At 71.0% G+C, this 20,223-nt stretch carries 17 protein-coding genes and 1 tRNA gene; 12 read left to right on the top strand and 6 right to left on the bottom strand.

The window, feature by feature from the left end:
- Nucleotides 1-40 precede the first annotated feature (40 nt).
- The 4 genes from ABH928_RS08905 (at nt 41) to ABH928_RS08890 (ending at nt 6,402) form a co-directional block, all read left to right on the top strand.
- Nucleotides 41-985: a carbohydrate ABC transporter permease gene (locus tag ABH928_RS08905; protein WP_370063956.1), complete on the top strand. Its 945-nt coding sequence runs from the start codon at nt 41-43 to the stop codon at nt 983-985.
- 5 nt (nt 986-990) lie between these two features.
- Nucleotides 991-1,881, top strand: coding sequence for a carbohydrate ABC transporter permease (locus tag ABH928_RS08900; protein WP_370063954.1), 891 nt, complete (start codon nt 991-993; stop codon nt 1,879-1,881).
- A 56-nt stretch (nt 1,882-1,937) separates the two neighbouring features.
- The gene (locus ABH928_RS08895) at nt 1,938-4,610 is read left to right on the top strand and encodes a discoidin domain-containing protein (RefSeq protein ID WP_370063951.1); all 2,673 of its coding nucleotides are present in this window, start codon (nt 1,938-1,940) and stop codon (nt 4,608-4,610) included.
- Between the two features lie 109 nt (nt 4,611-4,719).
- Nucleotides 4,720-6,402: a glycoside hydrolase family 13 protein gene (locus ABH928_RS08890; protein ID WP_370063949.1), complete on the top strand. Its 1,683-nt coding sequence runs from the start codon at nt 4,720-4,722 to the stop codon at nt 6,400-6,402.
- A gap of 28 nt (nt 6,403-6,430) precedes the next feature.
- Here ABH928_RS08890 and ABH928_RS08885 read toward each other — a convergent pair whose 3' ends face one another.
- Nucleotides 6,431-7,489, bottom strand: coding sequence for a LacI family DNA-binding transcriptional regulator (locus ABH928_RS08885; RefSeq protein ID WP_370063947.1), 1,059 nt, complete (start codon nt 7,487-7,489; stop codon nt 6,431-6,433).
- Nucleotides 7,490-7,850: 361 nt separating this feature from the next.
- On the opposite strand from ABH928_RS08885, the gene ABH928_RS08880 reads away from it, so the two are divergent.
- The gene (locus ABH928_RS08880; protein ID WP_370064421.1) at nt 7,851-8,366 is read left to right on the top strand and encodes a cupin domain-containing protein; all 516 of its coding nucleotides are present in this window, start codon (nt 7,851-7,853) and stop codon (nt 8,364-8,366) included.
- Nucleotides 8,363-8,764, top strand: coding sequence for a VOC family protein (locus ABH928_RS08875; RefSeq protein ID WP_370063945.1), 402 nt, complete (start codon nt 8,363-8,365; stop codon nt 8,762-8,764). Before ABH928_RS08880 ends, ABH928_RS08875 begins: the two co-directional genes overlap by 4 nt.
- Before the next feature lie 195 nt (nt 8,765-8,959).
- Here the strand turns inward: ABH928_RS08875 and ABH928_RS08870 are convergent, their stop codons facing one another.
- Nucleotides 8,960-9,781, bottom strand: a complete 822-nt coding sequence (locus ABH928_RS08870; RefSeq protein WP_370063943.1) for an exodeoxyribonuclease III — start codon at nt 9,779-9,781, stop codon at nt 8,960-8,962.
- 123 nt (nt 9,782-9,904) lie between these two features.
- Nucleotides 9,905-10,693, bottom strand: coding sequence for a thioesterase family protein (locus tag ABH928_RS08865; protein WP_370063941.1), 789 nt, complete (start codon nt 10,691-10,693; stop codon nt 9,905-9,907).
- Between the two features lie 147 nt (nt 10,694-10,840).
- Here ABH928_RS08865 and ABH928_RS08860 point away from each other — a divergent pair, with 147 nt between their 5' ends.
- Nucleotides 10,841-11,119 carry an isoamylase early set domain-containing protein gene (locus ABH928_RS08860; protein ID WP_370063939.1) on the top strand — a complete coding sequence of 93 codons (279 nt, stop codon included), beginning with the start codon at nt 10,841-10,843 and terminating at the stop codon, nt 11,117-11,119.
- Nucleotides 11,120-11,189: 70 nt separating this feature from the next.
- Here the strand turns inward: ABH928_RS08860 and ABH928_RS08855 are convergent, their stop codons facing one another.
- Nucleotides 11,190-12,851 (bottom strand): MFS transporter, encoded by a 1,662-nt coding sequence (locus tag ABH928_RS08855; RefSeq protein WP_370063937.1) that lies wholly within the window; start codon nt 12,849-12,851, stop codon nt 11,190-11,192.
- Between the two features lie 186 nt (nt 12,852-13,037).
- On the opposite strand from ABH928_RS08855, the gene ABH928_RS08850 reads away from it, so the two are divergent.
- Nucleotides 13,038-13,163 carry a hypothetical protein gene (locus ABH928_RS08850; protein WP_370063935.1) on the top strand — a complete coding sequence of 42 codons (126 nt, stop codon included), beginning with the start codon at nt 13,038-13,040 and terminating at the stop codon, nt 13,161-13,163.
- A 114-nt stretch (nt 13,164-13,277) separates the two neighbouring features.
- Nucleotides 13,278-13,961 carry a winged helix-turn-helix domain-containing protein gene (locus ABH928_RS08845; RefSeq protein WP_370063933.1) on the top strand — a complete coding sequence of 228 codons (684 nt, stop codon included), beginning with the start codon at nt 13,278-13,280 and terminating at the stop codon, nt 13,959-13,961.
- A 30-nt stretch (nt 13,962-13,991) separates the two neighbouring features.
- On the opposite strand, the gene ABH928_RS08840 is transcribed toward ABH928_RS08845, so the two are convergent.
- Nucleotides 13,992-15,665: an ABC-F family ATP-binding cassette domain-containing protein gene (locus ABH928_RS08840; RefSeq protein WP_370063931.1), complete on the bottom strand. Its 1,674-nt coding sequence runs from the start codon at nt 15,663-15,665 to the stop codon at nt 13,992-13,994.
- Nucleotides 15,666-15,843: 178 nt separating this feature from the next.
- Between ABH928_RS08840 and ABH928_RS08835 the strand changes: the two genes are divergently transcribed.
- Complete coding sequence (locus ABH928_RS08835; RefSeq protein WP_370063929.1) at nt 15,844-16,965, top strand: MBL fold metallo-hydrolase; 1,122 nt, start codon at nt 15,844-15,846, stop codon at nt 16,963-16,965.
- A 16-nt stretch (nt 16,966-16,981) separates the two neighbouring features.
- On the opposite strand, the gene ABH928_RS08830 is transcribed toward ABH928_RS08835, so the two are convergent.
- Nucleotides 16,982-17,482: an ATP-binding protein gene (locus tag ABH928_RS08830; RefSeq protein ID WP_370063927.1), complete on the bottom strand. Its 501-nt coding sequence runs from the start codon at nt 17,480-17,482 to the stop codon at nt 16,982-16,984.
- 255 nt (nt 17,483-17,737) lie between these two features.
- On the opposite strand from ABH928_RS08830, the gene ABH928_RS08825 reads away from it, so the two are divergent.
- Both ABH928_RS08825 and asnB read left to right on the top strand, forming a co-directional pair.
- Nucleotides 17,738-17,820 (top strand) — tRNA-Leu (locus ABH928_RS08825).
- 352 nt (nt 17,821-18,172) lie between these two features.
- Nucleotides 18,173-20,026: an asparagine synthase (glutamine-hydrolyzing) gene (asnB, locus tag ABH928_RS08820; protein WP_370063925.1), complete on the top strand. Its 1,854-nt coding sequence runs from the start codon at nt 18,173-18,175 to the stop codon at nt 20,024-20,026.
- Nucleotides 20,027-20,223 lie beyond the last annotated feature (197 nt).

The raw sequence follows: 20,223 nt of genomic DNA, 5'->3' as shown, positions 1-20,223 counted from the left end.
CGACGACGGTGACGGCGACGACGAGACGAGAGCCCCACCCATGGCGACGATCAACCTGACCCGGGCGGTGGCCCGCGACCTGCGGGCGACCGAGCACTCCCGGCGCGGCTCCCTGGGCCGCAAGCTGCGACGCAACGCCAGTGCGTACCTCTTCCTGGCCGGCGCGATCCTGTGCTTCGCGGTCTTCTCCTGGTGGCCCATGATCCGCGAGGTGATCATGAGCTTCCAGTACACCAACTTCGCGGGCGACACCAAGTGGGTGGGGCTGCACAACTACCATCGGGTGCTGGCCGACCCGGACTTCTGGAGCGCCTGGCGCACCACCGGGCTGTTCACCCTCTTCGCCCTCGTCGTCGGCTACGCCGTGCCGTTCGCCCTGGCCGTCGTGCTCAACGAACTGCGGCACGCCCGCTCGTACTTCCGGCTGCTGGTCTACCTCCCGGTGATGATGCCGCCGGTGGCCGCCGCGTTCCTGTGGAAGTGGTTCTTCACCCCCGACGACTCGGGCCTGTTCAACGCCGTGCTGCACGCGGTCGGCCTGCCGAGCGTCCAGTGGCTCCAGTCCTCGCACGCGCTGGCCGTGCTCTGCCTGGTGCTCTTCTCCACTTGGATCAACATGGGCGGCACCGTCCTGGTCTACCTCGCCGCGCTGCAGGGGATCCCCGGCGAGCTCTACGAGGCCGCCGAACTGGACGGCGCCGGACTGCTGCGCCGTGTCTGGCACGTGACGGTGCCGCAGACCCGGCTGATCCTCTCGATGATGCTGCTGCTCCAGATCGTCGGGACGATGCAGGTCTTCCTGGAGCCCTACGTGATCACCGGGTCTGCCAACGACACCACTTCGGTGGTCTACCTGATCTACCAGTACGCCTTCAACTACAACAACTACGGCAGCGCCGCCGCGCTCGGCGTGCTCCTGCTGCTCGTCCTGATCGCGTTCGCGGGCGGCTACCTGTGGCTCAGCCGCCGCGCCGAGGAGGAGTAGGCCCGATGTCCGCCTTCGACACGCCGACCCGCACCCTGGTCTCGCAGGCCCAACTCGCCCGCCCGCTCGGCCGCGCCGTCTACTGGACCGTCTTCTGGGCCCTGGTCGCGCTCTTCGCGCTGGCCTTCCTCTTCCCGATGTACTGGATGGTCAGCGGCGGCCTGAAGTCCCCGCAGCAGATCATCCAGACCCCGCCGTCGCTGCTGCCCGCATCGCCGGCCGTCAGCAACTACGCCACCGCCTGGCGGGACCTGGACCTGGGCCGGCTGATCCTCAACACCACCGTCTACGCCTTCGGTGCGCTCGCCTTCCAACTGGTCTTCGACGTGGCCGCCGCCTACGCGCTGTCCAAGCTGCGGCCGGTCTTCGGCAACGTGGTCCTGTTCGCGATGCTCGCGACCCTGATGATCCCGACCACGGTCATCGTGCTGCCCGCCTACCTGACCGCCAACGACATCCCCTTCCTCCACTGGAGCCTGCTCAACACGCCCTGGGCGATCTGGCTGCCGTCGGTGGCCAATGCCTTCAACATCTTCCTGCTCAAGCGGTTCTTCGACTCGATCCCGACCGAGTTGCTGGCCGCCGCCGCGATCGACGGCGCCGGACCGCTGCGGACCCTGTGGTCCGTGGTGCTGCCGATGTCCCGGCCGATTCTCGGAGTCGTCTCCATCTTCGCGGTGGTCGCGGTCTGGAAGGACTTCCTCTGGCCGCTGCTGGTGCTCACCGATTCCTCGGCGCAGACCGTCAACGTCGGCATCAACCAACTCCATGTCGGCATACCCGAGAACGTCTTCGTGGCGGCGCTCGCCATCGCCAGCGTGCCGACGATCGTGTTCTTCCTCTTCTTCCAGCGCAACATCATGGCCGGACTCACCGCCGGTTCGATGAAGGGCTGACCGCCCCGCGCGCCTCTGCCCCGTGCACTCAAGCGCCCACCCCCGGAGCCGAATCCATGACCTCCCGCAGCGCCGCGCGTCCGCGGCGCAGAACCGACCTGCCCGCGCTCGCCGCGATCCTGCTTGCCTTCCCGCTGGCGGTCCTCCCCGCGACCGGAGCGAACGCCGCGACGGCTGCTGCCTCCGACGCCGCCGTGCACACCTCGACCACCGCCATGTCCGGTCGGCAGGCGGGGGCCGACGTGCCGTTCACCGAGCAGAACGCGGCGACCAGCCCGTACGCCCGCACCAACGGCACGGTCCTCGGCTCCGACTACCGCTACGGCACCCTCGCTTCCGAGGCCACCGGCCGCACCGCCGTCCAACTCGTCGGCCAGGGCCGCTACGTCAGCTTCACGCTGACCCGTCCCGCCAACGCCGTGGACTTCCACTACGCCCTGCCCGACTCGCTGCACGGCGGCGGCATCGACGCGCCCCTGGAGCTGTACGTCGACGGCAAGGCCACGACCGCGCTGCCGCTCACCTCCCAGTTCAGCTGGCTCTACGGCACCTACCCCTTCAGCAACAACCCCAGCGTCGGCCGGCCCGACGGCCAGGTCCCGCACGACTTCTACAACGACGTCCGCTACCGCTTCGACCGCACCCTCCCCGCGGGCACGGTGGTCAGGCTCCAGGTGGACCCCGGCGACAACGCCCCCTGGTACGTCGTCAACACCGCCGACTTCGAGGAGGTCGCGCCGCCGACCGCCCGACCCGCCGGGTACCTGGACGCCACCGCCGCGCCGTACGGCGTCGACAACACCGGCGCCACCGACACCACCACCGCGCTGCAGAACGCCATCGACGCCGCCTCGGCCTCCGGCCAGGGCCTCTACCTGCCGCCGGGCACCTACACGCTCAGTCGGCCGCTGAACGTGGACAACGTCGCCATCGCCGGGGCGGGGGAGTGGGACACCGTCCTGACCGGCCACAACGTCTCCTTCGCCGGGAAGCAGAACCCGCCCAGCACGCACGTCGACATCTCCGGCCTGGCGATCTTCGGCAACGTCGACGTCCGCGACGACAGCAACAGCGCCGACACCGGCTTCAACGGCGGCTTCAGCGACTCGCGGATCTCCCACGTCTGGATCCAGAACGAGAAGGTGGGCGCCTGGATCATCGGCCCCAGCACCGGCCTGACCCTCGATCATCTGCGGATCCAGGACACCACCGCCGACGGGATCAACCTCAACGCCGCCGACGGCCCGGTCACCCACGCCCTGGTCACTCAGAACTTCCTGCGCAACACCCAGGACGACGGTCTCGCCCTGTGGGCCGAGAACTACGGCGACACCGACGACGCACTGGTCCACAACACCGTCGACTCGCCCGGCCTGGCCAACAACGTCGGCGTCTACGGCTCCGGCGCGCACGACGTCATCAGCGGCAACCTGCTCCAGGACACCGTCACCCGAGGCGGCGGCATCGGCATCGGGCAGCGCTTCGGCTCCGTCCCGATGAGCGGACCGCTGCTGGTCACCGGCAACACCCTGGTGCGCACCGGACAGTGGGACCCGGGCTGGGACTACGGCGTCGGCGCGATCTGGTTCGACCCGCAGCAGGGCGACATGACGGCCCCGGTCGAGATCCGGGACAACGACATCCTCGACAGCCCGTACTCCGCCCTCATGTTCCAGAACTCCAACGCCTACGTCGGATCGGCCGTCACCACCCCGCCCGGCGCCGGATACACCGTCAGCAACGTGACCGTCGACGACAACCGCGTCCGCGGCGTCGGCAGCTACGTCTTCCAGGACCAGGCACCGGGCTCGGTCACCGTCTCCGGCACGCACGCGAGCGGCGTCGGCATCGCCGGAGTGTTCAGCTGCGGCGCCGGCTTCCAGCTCAAGGACGCGGGCGGCAACGCCGGTTGGCGGGACAGTACCGTCTGTGGCCTGCCCGCCCGCTCACCGCTGTGGGCCTACCCGGGAACCACCACCTTCGAGGCGGCCACCGTCGGGCAGGCCACACCCGCGCAGAAGGTGGTCGTGATGAACACCGCGGCCACGGCGGCGGCACTCGGCCAGGTCACCGCCAGTGCGGGCTTCACCGTCAGTGCCGATGCCCAGCACCCCTGCGGAACGGCCCTCGACGCCGCCTCCCCGACGGACCCCGCAGCGTGGTGCGTGCTGGACGTCGTCTTCACCGCGCAGAGCCAGGGCATCACCCGGGGCACACTCACCGTCCCCGGCGGAGCGGGCGGCGGCGCGCCGACCAGCGTCCAACTCGTCGGCAGCACCGACCCGATCGGCGGCGACGGCGGCGTCGCGCCGCCCAGCAACCTGGCGCTGAACGCCACGCTCAGCGCCAGCAGCGCCCTGCCCGGCTTCCCGGCCTCCAACGCCAACGACGGCAATGACGGCTCCTACTGGGAGAGCCAGGACGGCACCGGCTTCCCGCAGACCCTCACCGCCGACCTCGGCACCACCCAGCAGGAACGCACCATCACGCTGACCCTGCCCGCCGGTTGGGGAACGCGCACCGAGACGATCGAAGTCCTCGGTTCGAACGACGGCAGCACCTGGTCCACGCTCCTGCCCTCCACCGGGTACGTCTTCGACCCGAACGCGGGCAACACCGTCACCCTCACGCTCCCGGCGGGGACGGACGAGCGCTTCCTCCAGCTCTCGATCACCGGCAACACCGGCTGGCCCGCGGCCCAGCTGTCCGAGTTCGAGATCTTCGACTGATCGCCCCCTGAGCCGGTGCCCGGGACGCGGACCCTGACCCCGCGTCCCGGGCACCCCGCCCGGAGAACGACCGACACACGCACGCCACCGACGCAAGGAGCACCTCTTCATGACGGTCCGTACACGCATTGCTGGCGATCGCGACGACCGGTGGTGGCGCACCGCCGTGATCTACCAGGTCTATGTCCGCTCCTTCGCCGATGCCGACGGCGACGGCATCGGAGACCTGGCCGGCGTCCGCGCCAAGCTGCCCTACCTCGCCGGGCTCGGCGTCGACGCGCTGTGGTTCAACCCCTGGTACGCCTCGCCGATGGCCGACGCGGGCTACGACGTCGCCGACTACCGCCGGATCGATCCGGCCTTCGGCACGCTGGCGGAGGCCGAGGCGCTGATCACCGAGGCGCACGAGCTGGGCCTGAAGATCATCGTCGACGTCGTCCCCAACCACGTCTCCGACCAGCACGCCTGGTTCAAGGAGGCGCTGGAGGCGGGGCCCGGGTCGGCGGCACGGGAACTGTTCTGGTTCCGGCCGGGTCGCGGCGAGGACGGCGAACTGCCGCCCAACGACTGGAGGTCGGAGTTCGGCGGCCCGGCCTGGACGCGGGTGCCCGACGGGGAGTGGTACCTGCACCTCTTCGCCGCCGAGCAGCCCGACCTCCACTGGAACAACGCCAAGGTGCGTGAGGAACTGGAGTCCGTGCTGCGGTTCTGGTTCGACCGGGGTGTCGACGGCGTCCGGATCGACTCCGCCACCATGCCCGCCAAGGACCCGGCCCTGCCCTCCTTCGGCCCGACCCACGCCCAGTCCGCACCGCCGACCCCCCACCCTTTCGTCGACCGGGACGAGGTGCACGGCATCTACCGCGCCTGGCGGACCGTCGCCGACTCCTACGACGAACCCAGAGCGCTGATCGGGGAGGTGTGGCTCGCGGACCCGCACCGCTTCGCCGCCTACCTGCGCCCCGACGAGATGCACGCGGCGTTCAACTTCGACTACCTCAACTGTCCCTGGGACGCCCAGCGGCTGCGCTCCGTCGTCGACGCGACCCTCGCCGCCCACGCGCCCGTCGGGGCGCCGGCGACCTGGGTCCTCTCCAACCACGACGTCACCCGGCACGTCACCCGCTACGGCCGCGCCGACACCGCGATGGGCCGCAGCCCCGCCCAGCACGGCGCCCCCACCGACCTCGCCCTCGGTACCCGGCGGGCCCGCGCGGCCCTGCTGCTCAACCTGGCCCTGCCCGGCTCCTGCTACCTGTACCAGGGCGAGGAGCTGGGACTCTGGGAGGTCGACGAGATCCCGGACGAGGCCCGTCAGGACCCGTTCTTCTTCCGCAGCGGCGGCGCGGACATCGGCCGTGACGGCTGCCGAGTGCCGCTGCCCTGGTCCGGTGGCCGACCCCCGTTCGGGTTCAGCCCCGACGGTGCGCAGGCGGCCCCATGGCTGCCCCAGCCCGACGCGTGGTCGGCGCTGACCGTCGAGGCGCTGGACGCGGATCCCGCGTCCGTGCTCGAGCTCTACCGGCGCGCGCTCGCCGCGCGCCGGGCCGAACCGGCTTTGCAGGGTGAGGAGTTCGCCTGGCTGGGCGAGCCGGAGGTGACGGGGGTGCTCAACTTCCGCCGGGGCGAAGGGTTCCGGTGCCTGGTGAACCTGTCCGCGCAGGACATCCCCCTGCCGGAAGGGGAGTCTGCGCTCCTGGCCAGTGGCCCACTGGAGGGCGAGGGCGAGGGCGAGGGCGAGGGCCGGGGGGTGGCGCTGCCGCCCGACACGGCGGTGTGGCTGCGCGGCTGACGCGGCCTCCCGGCCGGACCCGGGTCGTTCAGACCCGGGCCAGCCGGGCCTCCGCCGGGGCCGGCGGCGCGGTGGACCCGCGAACCACCAGCTCGGGTTCGTGCAGCAGCTCCTTCGGCGTCGGTGCGCCGCCGCCGATCTGGTTGACCAACAGGGTCACTGCGGCGCGGGCCATCGCGTCGATCGGCTGCCGGAGCGTGGTCAGCGGCGGATCGGTGTAGTTCATGAACGGGGAATCGTCGTAACCGATCACGGAGACGTCCTGCGGCACGTCCAGCCCGCGGCGGCGCGCGGCGCGCACCGCGCCCAGGGCCAGGATGTCGCTGCCGCAGATCACCGCTGTCGCGCCGTCGGCCAGCAGGTCCGCGGCAGCGGCCTGGCCGCCCTCGAAGGAGAAGAGCGCGTGGCCGATCCGCCCTCGGTGATCGGTGCCGGTCCGGTGGCACAGGCGGGCGAACGACTCGGCCTTGCGGCGCGAGGGCATGTGGTCGGCCGGTCCGACCAGCAGGCTGATCCGGCGATGACCCAGTGCCCACAGATGGTTGAAGGCCTGCTCCACCGCGGCCGAGTCGTCGGTGGACACCTGCGGGAACCCCAGCCTGCTCCCGCTCACCGGATCCCTGATCAGGGCGGGCGGCAGGGCCGCGTAGTCGACGGCCGCGTTCAGCAGCACCACCGGCACACCGCGCCCCAGCAGTTGCTGGTACTCCTCGGCGCTCAACCCACCGCTGAACACCACACCGGAGACCTGCTGGTCGAGCAGCATCGTCACGTACTCGGCCTCGGTCAAACCGCCCGCCGTCCGGGTGCAGAGCACGGGGGTGAATCCCAGCTGCACCAGCGCCCCGCCGACCACCTCGGCCAGTGCCGGGAAGATCGGATTCTGCAGCTCGGGCACCACCAGCCCGACCAACCGGGCCCGCACGCCGCGCAGCTGTGTGGGACGCTCGTAGCCGAGCACATCCAGGGCGGTGAGCACGGACCGGCGGGTGGCGTCGGACACGCCGGGCTTGCCGTTGAGCACCCGGCTCACCGTCGCCTCACTGACGCCGACCTTCCTGGCCACTTCCGCGAGTCTGCGAGTCATGAGCAGATCGTCGCCGATCATCGGTGTCTTGCACAGATTTCGGCGATGGTTACTCCAAAAAACCTGGTTCTTGCGTGCAGTATGCGCTGGACATGCAAGATCCGAACAAGGCCGGTCATCTGGGCGAGGGTTCAGAAGGTGGCGACCCACTCGCCCAGGTCACTGGCCGGTCCGGCCGACCCGTTCCAGCCGCTCGCCCAGGAGGCCGCGTCAGTCACGCTGACATGCGAGGCGATCGCCGGGGGGCACCTATCGGCGACGATTTGCCGCGGTGAGCGCCGTGGTCCCGAAGTCCCACTCGGCGGCGACAGCGTTCTCGCGCGGGCTGCTCTTGTCATACCTGATCGGTAGGGTCACGATCATGACGTTGGATCACGGCCTGAACGGCCATATCACCGCGGGGACAGTACTCACGCGCGGTGGCGAGGCGGAGACCTGCGCCGACCCCAGTGCTGTGATGACGCTCTTCGCTGATTCGGCCCAGACCGCGGGCGCGTTCACAAGCTACCGCTCGACCTTCGTCGAGGGTGCCATCGGCGCGCCTGCCCACTTCCACACGCGCGCCTGGGAATTGTTCTTCGTACTGAGCGGCTCGCTCCAGGTGCTGCTCGACGCTGAAGTGACCATCCTGCACCAGGGTGACTTCCTCGCTGTGCCGCCGGGCACCCCGCACGCCTTCCGCGCCGCCCCGGGCTCGGGCGCCGACGTGCTGTGCGTCTTCACGCCAGGCATGGACCGCTTCGACTACTTGCGTCTGCTGGGACAGGTCACCCGCGGTGAGGAGCCCCCGAGCCGGCTCGCCGAGACTTCGGAGCGCTTCGACAATCACTACGTCGACAGCCCAGTCTGGCGCGCAACGCTGGAGGCCTCGGCGTGATCACCCCAGAGACCCGTATCCGGGTCGCCCGCCCCTCCCGGAACCTTGCGGCGGCCGAGCGCTTCTACGTCGAGGGCCTCGGTCTCGACGTTCTGTGGCGCACAACCGAGCGTGTCTCCGGCGAGCATGATCTGGTGATGCTCGGATTCCCGGGCGGCTCCTGGCACTTCGAGCTCACTCACGACCCCGAGCGGCCGCTGGAGCCCACGCCCACAGCGGACGACCTCTTCGTCCTCTATCTCGGTGCCTCGGTCGACGATGCCCTCGTCGACCGCCTGGTCGCCGCAGGCGGAACCCGCACCGCGGCGCACAACCCCTACTGGGACCAGTACGGCGTCACCGTCGTCGATCCGGACGGCTACCGCCTGGTCCTCTGCTCGCGCTCGTGGAACACCTGAAGTTCGCTGCCGTTGACAGGCCGAAACCAGGACGGCCGCTCACTCTCGATGTCGAGGGTGAGGGGCCGTCAGCTGCTCATGGGCCTGATGCCAAGTCAGGTTTCCCGGATGCCGGTGCCAACGGGTGCACAAGCGGACGAGAAACGGATCTAGGAGTTCGAAGTACAGCTCGAACCGCTCACTCGCGCGCCGTCGTCAGAGCTCGAAGGTCACCGTGACCGGCGCGTGGTCCGACCAGCGCTCCGGGTGCGTGGCTGCCCGCTCCACCACGGCTGACACGGCCTTCGCCGCGATCCCCGGGGTTGTGACAACATAATCGATCCGCCACCCGGCGTCGCCGTCGAAGGCGCGACCGCGGTAGGACCACCACGAGTACGGTCCGGCCACGTCCGGGTGGAGCTTGCGGACCGTGTCGACGTAGCCGACCTCGTCGAAGACGCGCGACAGCCAGGCGCGCTCCTCGGGCAGGAAGCCCGCCTTCTGCTGGTTGGCCTTCCAGTTCTTCAGGTCGGCCTCCTGGTGTGCGATGTTCCAGTCGCCGCAGACGACGACCTCGCGGCCCTGCGACGCGGCCCGCTCGCGCAGCGCCTTCAGGTGGTCGAGGAACTCGCCCATGAACCGCTCCTTCTCGTCCTGCCGCTCGGTGCCGACCTCGCCGGAGGGCAGGTAGAGGCTGGCCACGGTCAGGCCGGGCAGGTCGATCTCGGCGTAGCGGCCGGAGCCGTCGAACTCGTCGGAGCCGAAGCCGATCCGGCGCGCCTGCGGTTCGTGCCGGGAGAGCAGTGCCACGCCCGCGCGGCCCTTGGCCGTGGTGGAGGGCGCCCACAGCACGTGCCAGCCGGCCGGTTCGACGACGTGCGCGGCCAGCTGCTTCGGCTCGGCGCGCACCTCCTGCAGGCAGACGACGTCGGCCTCGGTGGCCTCGAGCCACTCGACGTAGCCCTTGCCGGACGCGGCCCGCAGGCCGTTCACATTGACGGTGGTGACGGTGGTCGTGGTCCTGGTCGTGGAGCGCATGGGTCCCTGCTGGTCGTGGGCTGGTCGTGGGCCGGGCGTTTGTGTCGTCCGGCGTCGGTCGGGCCGCCGACCATTCTGCACCCCGCCGCACGCCGGTCGGTTGGGTGCGTCCGGCCGGTCGGTTCAGCGCGCGCTGACGAAGAGGCTCTGCGCGGAACGTCCGATCACCGACTTCTCGTCCAGCAGCAGAGTGTCGGCCAGGCCGATGCCGCCCTGGTCCAGCGACGTGCGGGCGTCCAGGCCGACCCACTCGCCGACCGGCGGACGCCGCAGGTGCACGCTCAGGTCCGCGTTGACGTAGCTGTGGCGGCGGATGTCCAGCTCGCCGGAGATGCCGTTGCCGGAGTCAGCGGCGATCAGCACCCGGCACAGGCCCGACGGCTCCTCGTCCGGCACCAGCGGCACCCGCATCCGGAACCAGGCCGCCGCCGGACCGGGCCTGGCCAGCCCGCCGTGGGCGAACCGCAGCTCCATCGAGGTGTGGTAGCCCTCGTCCCACGGCACCGGGAAGACCTCCGGCTCGGAGTCCTCCGGGCCCGCGACCGGGAGCGGCTGTTCGACCTCGGGCAGCGTCCGGGCCGCGTCGACGCGCATCCGCATGGCGACGGCGCGCATCGCCGTCTTGCCCTCGGCGGTGCGCAGTTCGGCCTCGATCCGCTCGACGTTGCGGCCCGACTCCGCCTCGCGCAGGGCCACCGTCACCTCGCCGACCGGCACGGGACGGAGGATCTCGAAGGTCATCCGGACCACGCGGAAGCCCTCGCGGGCGCCGGGACGGTCCTCGACGGCACGGCCGAGCAGTGCGGCGGGCGGCCCCGCGTGCTGGGCGTCCGGGCTCCACGGGCCTCGGGTGAGCGCGGTGGCGGCGAACCGGTCGTCGGCCAGGGGCAGGAAGAAGGCGGGAGCAGTCACTACTACAAGGTAACCAAGGCCTCGGTTCGGGGGCTCCCTTTTGCCCGCGCCCACGGTCCGCCATGCTGTCCCAGGAAAGCTGTCCGGGGAGTCAGGCAAACACGGCAGCAGTAGCGCAACAGCACAGGCAAAGGGGAGGGCGACGCGATGCTCACGCGGACCCGACTGTTCGGCGGCAGGACCAGGGTGACGTTCCGTCTGGACGGCGCGGCACCCGACGGGATCGTCAGTGTGGTCGGCGACTTCAACGGCTGGCAGCCCGGGGTGGCCGAGCTGGTGCCGCGCCGGGACGGGACGCGCACCGTCAGCGTCTCCTTCCCGCCCGGCGAGCACCGGTTCCGCTACCTGGCGACCGGCGGCGTCTGGTTCGACGACGAGAACGCCGACCGGATCGACCCGCAGGGCAGCCTGATCCGGCTGGACTGACACAGCGGGCTGGACTGACGCGACATCGGCCAGGCGGGCCGGGAGCTCCGGCCCGCCTGCCGCACCGACCTCAGTCGCTGATCGCGCCGCCGGTGGCAGGCGTGCGGCCGTGCCGCATCAGCAGCGCGACGACCAGGCCGGCCGCGCCGCACACCGCGGCCAGCAGCAGGCCGTCGTGGTAGCCGCCCCAGCCGTTGAGCCCCGGAATGGTGTTGAAGCCGTTCCCGGTCAACTTCTCCGGGATTCCCGGGATCTGCACCTCCACCTTGAGCGGGTTGGCGTTGAGGAACGCGGTCAGCGCGCCCGTCCCGACGGCCGTGGCGATGCTGTTGACGACGCCCAGCATGCCCGCGCTGATGCCCTGCTGGCGCGCCGGAACCGCCTCGATCAGCAGGTTCGGACAAGCGGCGTAGAAGGCGCCGAAGCCGATGCCGAAGACCGCCGCGAAGAGCCCGTACTGCCACTTCGAGTGCGGCAGGTACGCGTACAGCACCGTGGAGACGGTGAAGGCGGCCATGGCGATGACCAGCGGCAGTCGCGGCCCGGTCTTGCGGGCGATCTCGCCGAGGCCCGCGCCGGAGAGCATCCCGAACCCGCCGGAGTAGATCGCCGAGTACACCCCGTACATCAGCAGCGTCGCGCCCAGCCCGTACGCCAGCGTGGAGTTGAAGACGGTGTGGAAGAGCGGCGCCATGGCCGGCGGCAGCTTCTGACCACTGGTCCCGGCCAGCGCCTGCTGCAGGATCTGGCCGTGCAGCTGCTGCGCGGTCGGGGTCTGGGTCATGTACGGGATGCTGTAGCCCTGGATCCCGATGACCATGCTGCCGAGCGTCGCCGCGCCCAGCACCATCAGCACCTTGGGGGAGAGGAGCAGCTTCATGTCGATGATGGGGTCCTTGACCACCCGCTCGACCGCCAGGAACACGCCCAGCAGGACCAGCCCGCCCACCAGGTAGGCGAGCGCGCTCCACCGGCCCCAGCCCCAGACCGCGCCGTTGGAGAGGTAGACCAGCACCAGTCCGACGCCGACGCCCAGCAGCAGCGCGCCCGCCACGTCCAGACGCTGGCTGCTGCGCAGCGTGCTCTCCGGCACCACCCAGACCATCAGCGGGATCATCACGCCCACGAAGATCAGCAGGAACCAGAAGAGCGCCCGCCACCCGAAGGCGTCGAGCAGCCAGCCGCCCAGCAGCGGCGCGACCAGCGCCGACATGCCGAGCCCGGTGGCCACCACGCCGATGGCCGCCGGTATGTAGCGTCTGGGGAGGATGTCGCGGAAGAGCCCGTAGGCGACGGTCGGCGCGGAGATGGCGACCGCCTCCAGCGCCCGGCCGACCAGGAAGAGCCACCAGGTGGCCGTCAGCGCGCAGATGAGGGTGCCGACGGCGAAGGAGACGCCGGAGACCAGCATCATCCGCCGTTTGCCCCACAGGTCCGACATCTTCCCGAAGAGCGGCGTGGTGGCCCCGCCGACCAGTCCGAAGATGATGACCATCCAGCTGATGTTGGCCCCGACGCCCGGGAAGGAGGGCGCGATCTGCCGGGCCGCCGAGGCGACCATCGTGTACTGCAGCGCGGCGATCTCGGCGAAGAGCACGACCACCGCGATGACCGCGAAGATGCGCCAACGCGGGGCGCCCTCAAGGCGGTTGGTGGCGTCGTCGCCGCCGGTCGCGGCCGGGTCCGGTTCGGGTGCGGATGCTGGTTCGACGTGGTCCGGTGCGGAGGTCACGGCGGCTCCTCGGTGCCTGGGGTGCGGAGACCCCGGACGGGTCGTCCGCAGGGTGGGAGACGGGGGTGGGGTGATGTATCTAACAGGTCGTCAGAAAGAAGGGAAGGCATGCGTCGCCGCAGCGTGGCGCGGGATTCCGGTGGATCCGGGTGTTCGTGTGCGGCGGTCTTCTGGTTGAATGGGGCCATGGACATCGACGGCGGCGCGCAGCGCGCAGGGGCGGCTCTGCCCGTCCTTGAGCCGTTCTGGCCGTCGCGCCAGCAGTTCCACTTCGACCAGACCTGTTGCCGCTGTACCGGCGCGCAGGCCTGATCCTTCCGGGCTGACCAGGCCTTTCTCCCGGCGCGCAGAAGCAGCACCACGCCCGCGTCCGTCGTCACCCGTCCTCAGTCACGGGTGGCCCACCACGCGCGAATCGAGTCTGCGATGACTGTCTCTGTCCTGACCCCTGTCTCCTCCGCCGGTGCGGCTGCTGCTGCCGCTTCCGCCGCTGCTACGGCTTCCTCCATTGCCGGGCCGCGGCTGCGCTCCGTCCGCCCCGACGAGTCGGCGGCCTCACCGGCAGCGGCGGCCAAGCCGGGTGTCTACCGGCTGCCCGAGCACGTCCTGGCGGGGCTGCGGCTCGGCGAGCAGGAGACCCCGCTGGTCGGCTACCTGCTGCTGGTCCCGGCGGGCACCACCCCGGAACCCGTGCCGGCGCCGGCGCCCGTGTCCGGGCCCACTACCGTGCCGGTGACCGTCACCGTGCCGGTGCCTGCCACCGTGCGTGCGCCCGCCACCGTGCCCACGCGGGAGCCGTCCCTCTCGTCCCGTTCCTCCCACGGCCTGCTGGTCGACCGGGAGTTGCGCACCGCCCACCTCGACGGGGAGCAACTGGAGCTCACCTACCTGGAGTTCGAGCTGCTCTCGCACCTCACCGCCCACCCCCACCGCGTCCACAGCCGCGACCGGCTGGTCGAGGCGGTCTGGGGCTACTACGGCCACGTCGGCGACGGCCGCACCGTCGACGTCCACGTGGCGCGGCTGCGGCGGAAGCTCGGACCCGACTACCGCGCACAGATCGTGACGGTCCGTCGGGTCGGCTACAAGTACGTCCCCACGTCCCGCTGAACGCGGGCCGGAGGGGGCGCGCCGGGCGGCTCAGCTCTCGCTGATCCGTCCGGCCTCGACCGAGATCCGGCGGGTGGTGGCGACCGCGTCCAGCATCCGGCGGTCGTGGGTGACCAGCAGCAGCGTGCCGTTGTAGGAGGCCAGCGCCGACTCCAGCTGCTCGATGGCGACCAGGTCCAGATGGTTCGTCGGCTCGTCCAGCACCAGCAGGTTCACCCCGCGGCCCTGGAGCAGCGCCAGGGCCGCCCGGGTCCGCTCGCCGGGCGAGAGCGTCGCGGCCGGACGCATCACGTGCGCGGCCTTGAGCCCGAACTTCGCCAGCAGCGTCCGCACGTCGGCGGGCGACAGCTCCGGCACGGCCGCGCCGAAGGCCTCCAGCAGCGGCACGTCGCCGTGGAACAGCTTGCGCGCCTGGTCGACCTCGCCGACGACCACGCCCGGCCCGAGCGAGGCCTGGCCCGCGTCCAGCGGCAGCCGTCCGAGCAGCGCGGCCAGCAGCGTCGACTTGCCGGAGCCGTTGGCGCCGGTGATCGTGACCCGGTCCGCCCAGTCGATCTGCAGGTCCACCGGCCCGAACTGGAAGTCCCCGCGCTTGACCTCGGCCCCGCGCAGCGTCGCCACCACCGAGCCGGAACGCGGGGCGGCGGCGATCTCCATGCGCAGCTCCCACTCCTTGCGCGGCTCCTCGACCACGTCCAGCCGCTCGATCAGCCGCTGCGTCTGCCGCGCCTTGGCGGCCTGCTTCTCGGTGGACTCGGTACGGAACGCCTTGCCGACCTTGTCGTTGTCCGAGTTCTTGCGGCGGGCGTTCTTGACGCCCTTCTCCATCCAGGAGCGCTGCATCCGGGCGCGTGACTCCAGGTCGGCCACCGTTCCCGCGTACTCGTCGTATTCGTCCCTCGCATGCCGCCGGGCGCGCTCGCGCTCCTCCAGGTAGGAGGCGTAGCCGCCGCCGTAGCGGCGCACCTGCTGCTGGTGCAGGTCGAGCTCCAGCACGCTGGTCACGGTGCGGGTGAGGAACTCGCGGTCGTGGCTGACCAGGACGGTCCCGGCGCGCAGGCCGGTGACGAAGGCCTCCAGCCGCTCCAGCCCGTCCAGGTCCAGGTCGTTGGTCGGCTCGTCGAGCAGGAAGACGTCGTAGCGGCTGAGCAGCAGCGAGGCCAGCCCGGCGCGGGCGGCCTGGCCGCCGGAGAGCGAGGCCATCTCCTGCTGCAGACCCACCGTCAGACCGAGGCTCGCCGCGACCTCCTCGGCCCGCTCGTCCAGGTCCGCACCGCCCAGGTCCAGCCAGCGGTCCAGCGTCAGCGCGTACGCGTCGTCCGCGCCGGGAGCGCCGTCGACCAGGCCCTGCGTCGCCGCGTCCAGCGCGGCCTGCGCGGCGGCGACGCCGGTACGGCGGGCAAGGAACTCCTGCACCGTCTCACCGGGACGCCGCTCCGGCTCCTGCGGCAGGTAGCCGACGGTGGCGGTCGGCGGGCTGAGGCTCACGGTCCCGTGTTCGGGTGCGGCCCCGAGCTCGGGAACGGCTCCGAACTCCGGAACGGACGCGGAGGCCAGGGTCCGCAGCAGCGTGGACTTCCCGGCTCCGTTGACACCGACCAGCCCGACCACGTCGCCCGGGGCGACGACCAGGTCCAGTCCGGCGAAGAGTGAGCGCTCGCCGTGACCGGCGGCGAGTTCCTTGGCGACGAGTGTGGCAGTCATCAGAACAGTGATCCTACTGGCCCAGGCACAGCTGTCAGGGAACAGTGCGCTCCGGTCGACCGTTGGCCGAAGGTGCGGGCCTTTGAAGCGGGGGCGTCGCGGGGACTCGACTGTGCACGCGAAACGGTGCACGGCGCAACGGTGCACACGGAACGGTGCACGAAGGAAAGGGCCAGGCATGGGACTCAACCGGGCAGGGAAGATCGCGGCCGGGGTCGGTGCCGCCGGTGCGGCGGCCGTGGCGTGGGCGGCACGGGAGATCCCGCTGGCGTTCGGCGGCGACCCGAAGGCCGGTGGCCGGGCCGCCCGCCTGGCGGCGTCCCCGCAATACCGGGACGGGGTCTTCCACAATCCGCCCGGCCCCGACCGCTCCGGTGACCTGGAGCGTCCCGAGGCGCGCGGCGTCGCCGGGGAGCTGCTCTTCGGCAAGCAGCAGCGCAAGCCGTCCCGACCGATCCCACTGGTCCGCGACATCGCGCCGCAGGCCTCGGAGTCGCTGGCGGTGACCTGGTTCGGCCACTCCAGCGCCCTGCTGGAGATCGAGGGCCACCGGGTGCTGATCGACCCGGTCTGGAGCGAGCGCTGTTCGCCCTCCCAGTCGGTCGGCCCGCGCCGGCTGCACAACCCGCCGGTCGAGCTGGAGGCGCTGCCCGAGATCGACGCGGTGCTGATCTCGCACGACCACTACGACCATCTCGACCTGCACACCGTCCAGCAGCTGGCCCGGATCCAGAACATGCCGTTCGTCGTCCCGCTCGGCGTCGGCGCGCACCTGGAGCGCTGGGGAGTGCCGCGCTCGCGCGTGATCGAGCTGGACTGGGACGAGTCGGCGGAGGTGGGCGGCCTGCGCCTGGTCTGCACCTCGGCGTACCACTTCTCCGGGCGCGGCTTCTCGAACAACGGCACGCTGTGGAGCTCCTGGGCGGTGCTGGGCCGGGAGAAGAAGGTCTTCTACAGCGGTGACTCCGGCTTCTTCGACGGCTTCGCCCGCACCGGCGAGCAGTACGGGCCCTTCGATCTGACGCTGATTCAGATCGGCGCCTACAGCGAGCACTGGCCCGACATCCACATGACGCCGGAGGAGGGCCTGCGCACCCATCTCGACGTGCGGGGCGGCCTGCTGGTCCCGGTGCACTGGTGCACCTTCGTGCTCGGCTTGCACGACTGGTCGGAGCCGGTCGAGCGGCTCTGCGACGCGGCGGACGCGGCGGGCGTGCCGGTGGCGGTCCCGCGTCCGGGGGAGCGGGTCCTCGCGGACGCGCCGCCGAAGCTGGACCACTGGTGGCGTGCGGTGGTGTGATGGTGGAGTCCGGCGGTCAGGTGCCCATGCGCGGGCGGGGGATCGGCAGCTGCACCCAGACGATCTTGCCTCCGGTCAGGGTCCGGTCCACGTCGCACGCGCCGCCCGCCTCCGCCGTGATCGCCTTGACGAGCAGCAGTCCGCGCCCGCCGAGGCGGTTGAAGTCCTCCGAGAGTGCCTTCGGCCGGTAGGGGTGGCTGTCCTCCACCGACAGCCGCACCCACCCGGCGGAGAGCACGATCTCCACGACCAGCTGCGGTGAGAGCAGCGCGGCATGCCGGACCGAGTTGGTCACCAGCTCCGACACGATCAGCAGGATCCCGTCCAGCAGCTCCGCGTACCCGGGCCCGGCGAACCCCTGGGCGAGGAGCAGGTCCCGGACCGCGTGCCGCGCCTGCGACACCGACACGTCCACCGCGGGCGCGGCGAAGCGCCACACGCCCTCCACGCCGGGAGGTGCTCCACATCCACGCTGGGTGCCCGGTGGCTCGCAGGGCTGGTCTCCGCGGACATGCATCGTTCGTTCCGCCATCCTCGGGTCGGTGGCGCGCTGCTCGCGCGCGTGGCTGCCGGTGACCGGACAAGGTCGTCCCATCACAGCCGTGCACCCGGGTGCGGGCGGCATGAGCGCGCAAAGTGACCCTATTTGCACGGCGAGTGACATCCTGCTTGCGGAACCGACCGCTTCCGACCGGCCGGGAGGGCGGTCAGGAGCACTCTGTTTTCTTGGTATTGTTGACCACGTCAGCGCGGGTCACCGCGGTGGTCACCTGCGCGGGTGGCGGAATGGCAGACGCGCTAGCTTGAGGTGCTAGTGCCCTTCGGGGCGTGGGGGTTCAAGTCCCCCCTCGCGCACGCAGAAGGACCCTACCGGTTTCGACCGGGAGGGTCCTTTGCTGTTTTCTGACGGCTTGTCGGTGCCCGCGATCGCCCGGCGTGCCGACCGTCTGGATCGCGTCAGATCCGTGCACGGACCGATGCCCCGCCGGGGTCGGTGTCCGGCGAGACCCGTTGCGGGTTCCACTGCGTCTGCCGAGCTCAAGCCCCACGCCACGGTTTGTCTGGAACATGACCCTGACGGAGGCTAATAATTGCGAACTACACCCAATCGACCTAGCGTGATCATGTCCGCTCCCACCGGCGGACTGCCGACGCCCCGCCCATCCGGGGTGGAACGTCGACCCTTGCAGAAGGGCAACCGAGCCATATGTGCGGGATCACGGGATGGGTCTCCTACGACCGGGACCTGACGAACGAACACGCCACCCTCGCCGCCATGAACGCCACCATGAACGACCGCGGCCCCGACGCCGGCGGCGTGTGGCTGGACACCCACGCGGCCCTCGGGCACCGCCGCCTGGCCGTCATCGACCTCGAAGGCGGCGCCCAGCCGATGACCGTCACCCACGACGGTCGCACCCTGCTCGCCACCACCTACAGCGGCGAGATCTACAACTACCGTGAGCTGCGCGCCGAGCTCGCCGCCCGCGGCCACGCCTTCACCACCGTCAGCGACACCGAGGTGGCGCTGCACGCCTACCTGGAGTGGGGCGAGAGCTTCACCGAGCGCCTGAACGGCATGTACGCCTTCGCGCTGTGGGACCCGCGCAGCGAGGAGCTGCTGCTGGTCCGCGACCGGATGGGCATCAAGCCGCTGTACTACTACCCGACTCCGGACGGCGTCCTCTTCGGGTCCGAGCCCAAGGCCATCCTCGCCCACCCGCTCGCCCGTGCCGTCGTCGACGCCGAGGGCCTGGCCGAGCTGCTCACCGTCGTGAAGACCCCCGGCCACGCCGTCTACCGCGGCATGCGCGAACTGCGCCCCGGCCACACCCTGCGGGTGCGTCGCGGCGGCCTGACCGAGCGTCGGTACTGGGCGCTGACGGCGCAGGAGCACGCCGACGACGTCGACACCACCGTCCACCACGTGCGCGAGCTCCTCGACGACATCGTGGCACGGCAGTTGATCGCGGACGTGCCGCTGTGCACGCTGCTCTCCGGCGGTCTCGACTCCTCCGCCATCACCGCTCTCGCCGCCAAGGCGCTGCGGGAGAACGGGAACGGGCCGATCAGGTCCTTCGCGGTCGACTTCGTCGGCCAGACGGAGAACTTCCGCCCCGACGCGATGCGCGCCACGCCCGACGGCCCCTACGCCCACGCCCTTGCCGAGCACGTGGCCGCCGACCACCGCGACATCGTCCTCGACACCGCCACCCTGACGCACCGGGACCACCGCGACGCGGTCCTGCTCGCCCGCGACCTGCCGATCGGGATGGGGGAGGGCGACACCTCGCTCTACCTGCTCTTCAAGGCCATCCGCGAGCAGACGACGGTGGCGCTGTCCGGCGAGTCGGCGGACGAGATCTTCGGCGGCTACGCGTGGTTCCACGACCCCGAGGCCGTCGCTGCCGACACGTTCCCCTGGCTCTGGGCCATCCAGCGGGGCTTCGCCGCCCAGCCGACCCGGCTCAGCCGTGACGCGCTGCTCGCCCCCGGGCTGCTCGGCAAGGTCGACATCCCCGGTTACCAGCAGGCCCGTTACCAGGAGGCCCTCGCCGAGGTGCCGCGGCTGGCGGGGGAGACCGGCCTGGAGCGCCGGATGCGGGAGATCAGCTACCTCCACCTCACCCGCTTCGTCCAGTTCCTACTCGACCGCAAGGACCGCGCCTCCATGGCCACCGGCCTCGAGGTCCGCGTCCCGTTCTGCGACCACCGACTGGTCGAGTACGTCTTCAACGCCCCCTGGGCGATGAAGACCTTCGACGGCCGGGAGAAGTCCCTGCTCCGTGCCGCGACCCGCGACGTCCTGCCGGACGTGGTCGCCGAACGCGTCAAGAGCCCCTACCCGTCCACCCAGGACCCCTCGTACGCCGAGGTGCTCCGCGACGACCTGCGGGACGTGCTCGCCGACCGCAACGCGCCGGTCCGCGACCTGCTCGACCTCGGCGCGGTCAGCGACGCCGTCGCCACCGCCCCGGGCCCGGACCTGCGCAACTCCGCCGAGGTCGTGCTGGCCATGGACACCTGGCTGCGCAACTACGACGTCACCCTTGAGGTCTGACGGCGCGGTGACCAGACGCAGCTGACGGCCTCCCGGTCCTGGACCGGGAGGCCGTCTCTGTCGAGCAGTTGGAAAGAGGGTCGGGCACTGGGAAAGACCCTGGGAAAGGCTCGGTAAACACTCAGGTGTGAACGCGCGGTTGGCCGTCGCGTCGGCAGGGTGACGACTACGCTCAACCGGAGTCAGTCCCTCCACCA

The sequence above is a fragment of the Streptacidiphilus sp. MAP5-3 genome (assembly GCF_041262505.1).
Taxonomy (GTDB): Bacteria; Actinomycetota; Actinomycetes; order Streptomycetales; family Streptomycetaceae; genus Streptacidiphilus.
Note: the sequence above shows the minus strand (reverse complement) of the source record. Positions and strands in the feature narration are given on the sequence as shown.

What these genes read in the sequence shown, in the direction of transcription:
- ABH928_RS08905 (WP_370063956.1), top strand. Translation starts at nt 41, where the DNA reads ATGGCGACGATCAACCTGACCCGGGCGGTGGCCCGCGACCTGCGGGCG.
- ABH928_RS08900 (WP_370063954.1), top strand. Translation starts at nt 991, where the DNA reads ATGTCCGCCTTCGACACGCCGACCCGCACCCTGGTCTCGCAGGCCCAA.
- ABH928_RS08895 (WP_370063951.1), top strand. Translation starts at nt 1,938, where the DNA reads ATGACCTCCCGCAGCGCCGCGCGTCCGCGGCGCAGAACCGACCTGCCC.
- ABH928_RS08890 (WP_370063949.1), top strand. Translation starts at nt 4,720, where the DNA reads ATGACGGTCCGTACACGCATTGCTGGCGATCGCGACGACCGGTGGTGG.
- ABH928_RS08885 (WP_370063947.1), bottom strand. Translation starts at nt 7,489, where the DNA reads ATGACTCGCAGACTCGCGGAAGTGGCCAGGAAGGTCGGCGTCAGTGAG.
- ABH928_RS08880 (WP_370064421.1), top strand. Translation starts at nt 7,851, where the DNA reads ATGACGTTGGATCACGGCCTGAACGGCCATATCACCGCGGGGACAGTA.
- ABH928_RS08870 (WP_370063943.1), bottom strand. Translation starts at nt 9,781, where the DNA reads ATGCGCTCCACGACCAGGACCACGACCACCGTCACCACCGTCAATGTG.
- ABH928_RS08860 (WP_370063939.1), top strand. Translation starts at nt 10,841, where the DNA reads ATGCTCACGCGGACCCGACTGTTCGGCGGCAGGACCAGGGTGACGTTC.
- ABH928_RS08850 (WP_370063935.1), top strand. Translation starts at nt 13,038, where the DNA reads ATGGACATCGACGGCGGCGCGCAGCGCGCAGGGGCGGCTCTGCCCGTC.
- ABH928_RS08845 (WP_370063933.1), top strand. Translation starts at nt 13,278, where the DNA reads ATGACTGTCTCTGTCCTGACCCCTGTCTCCTCCGCCGGTGCGGCTGCT.
- ABH928_RS08840 (WP_370063931.1), bottom strand. Translation starts at nt 15,665, where the DNA reads ATGACTGCCACACTCGTCGCCAAGGAACTCGCCGCCGGTCACGGCGAG.
- ABH928_RS08835 (WP_370063929.1), top strand. Translation starts at nt 15,844, where the DNA reads ATGGGACTCAACCGGGCAGGGAAGATCGCGGCCGGGGTCGGTGCCGCC.
- ABH928_RS08830 (WP_370063927.1), bottom strand. Translation starts at nt 17,482, where the DNA reads ATGCATGTCCGCGGAGACCAGCCCTGCGAGCCACCGGGCACCCAGCGT.
- asnB (WP_370063925.1), top strand. Translation starts at nt 18,173, where the DNA reads ATGTGCGGGATCACGGGATGGGTCTCCTACGACCGGGACCTGACGAAC.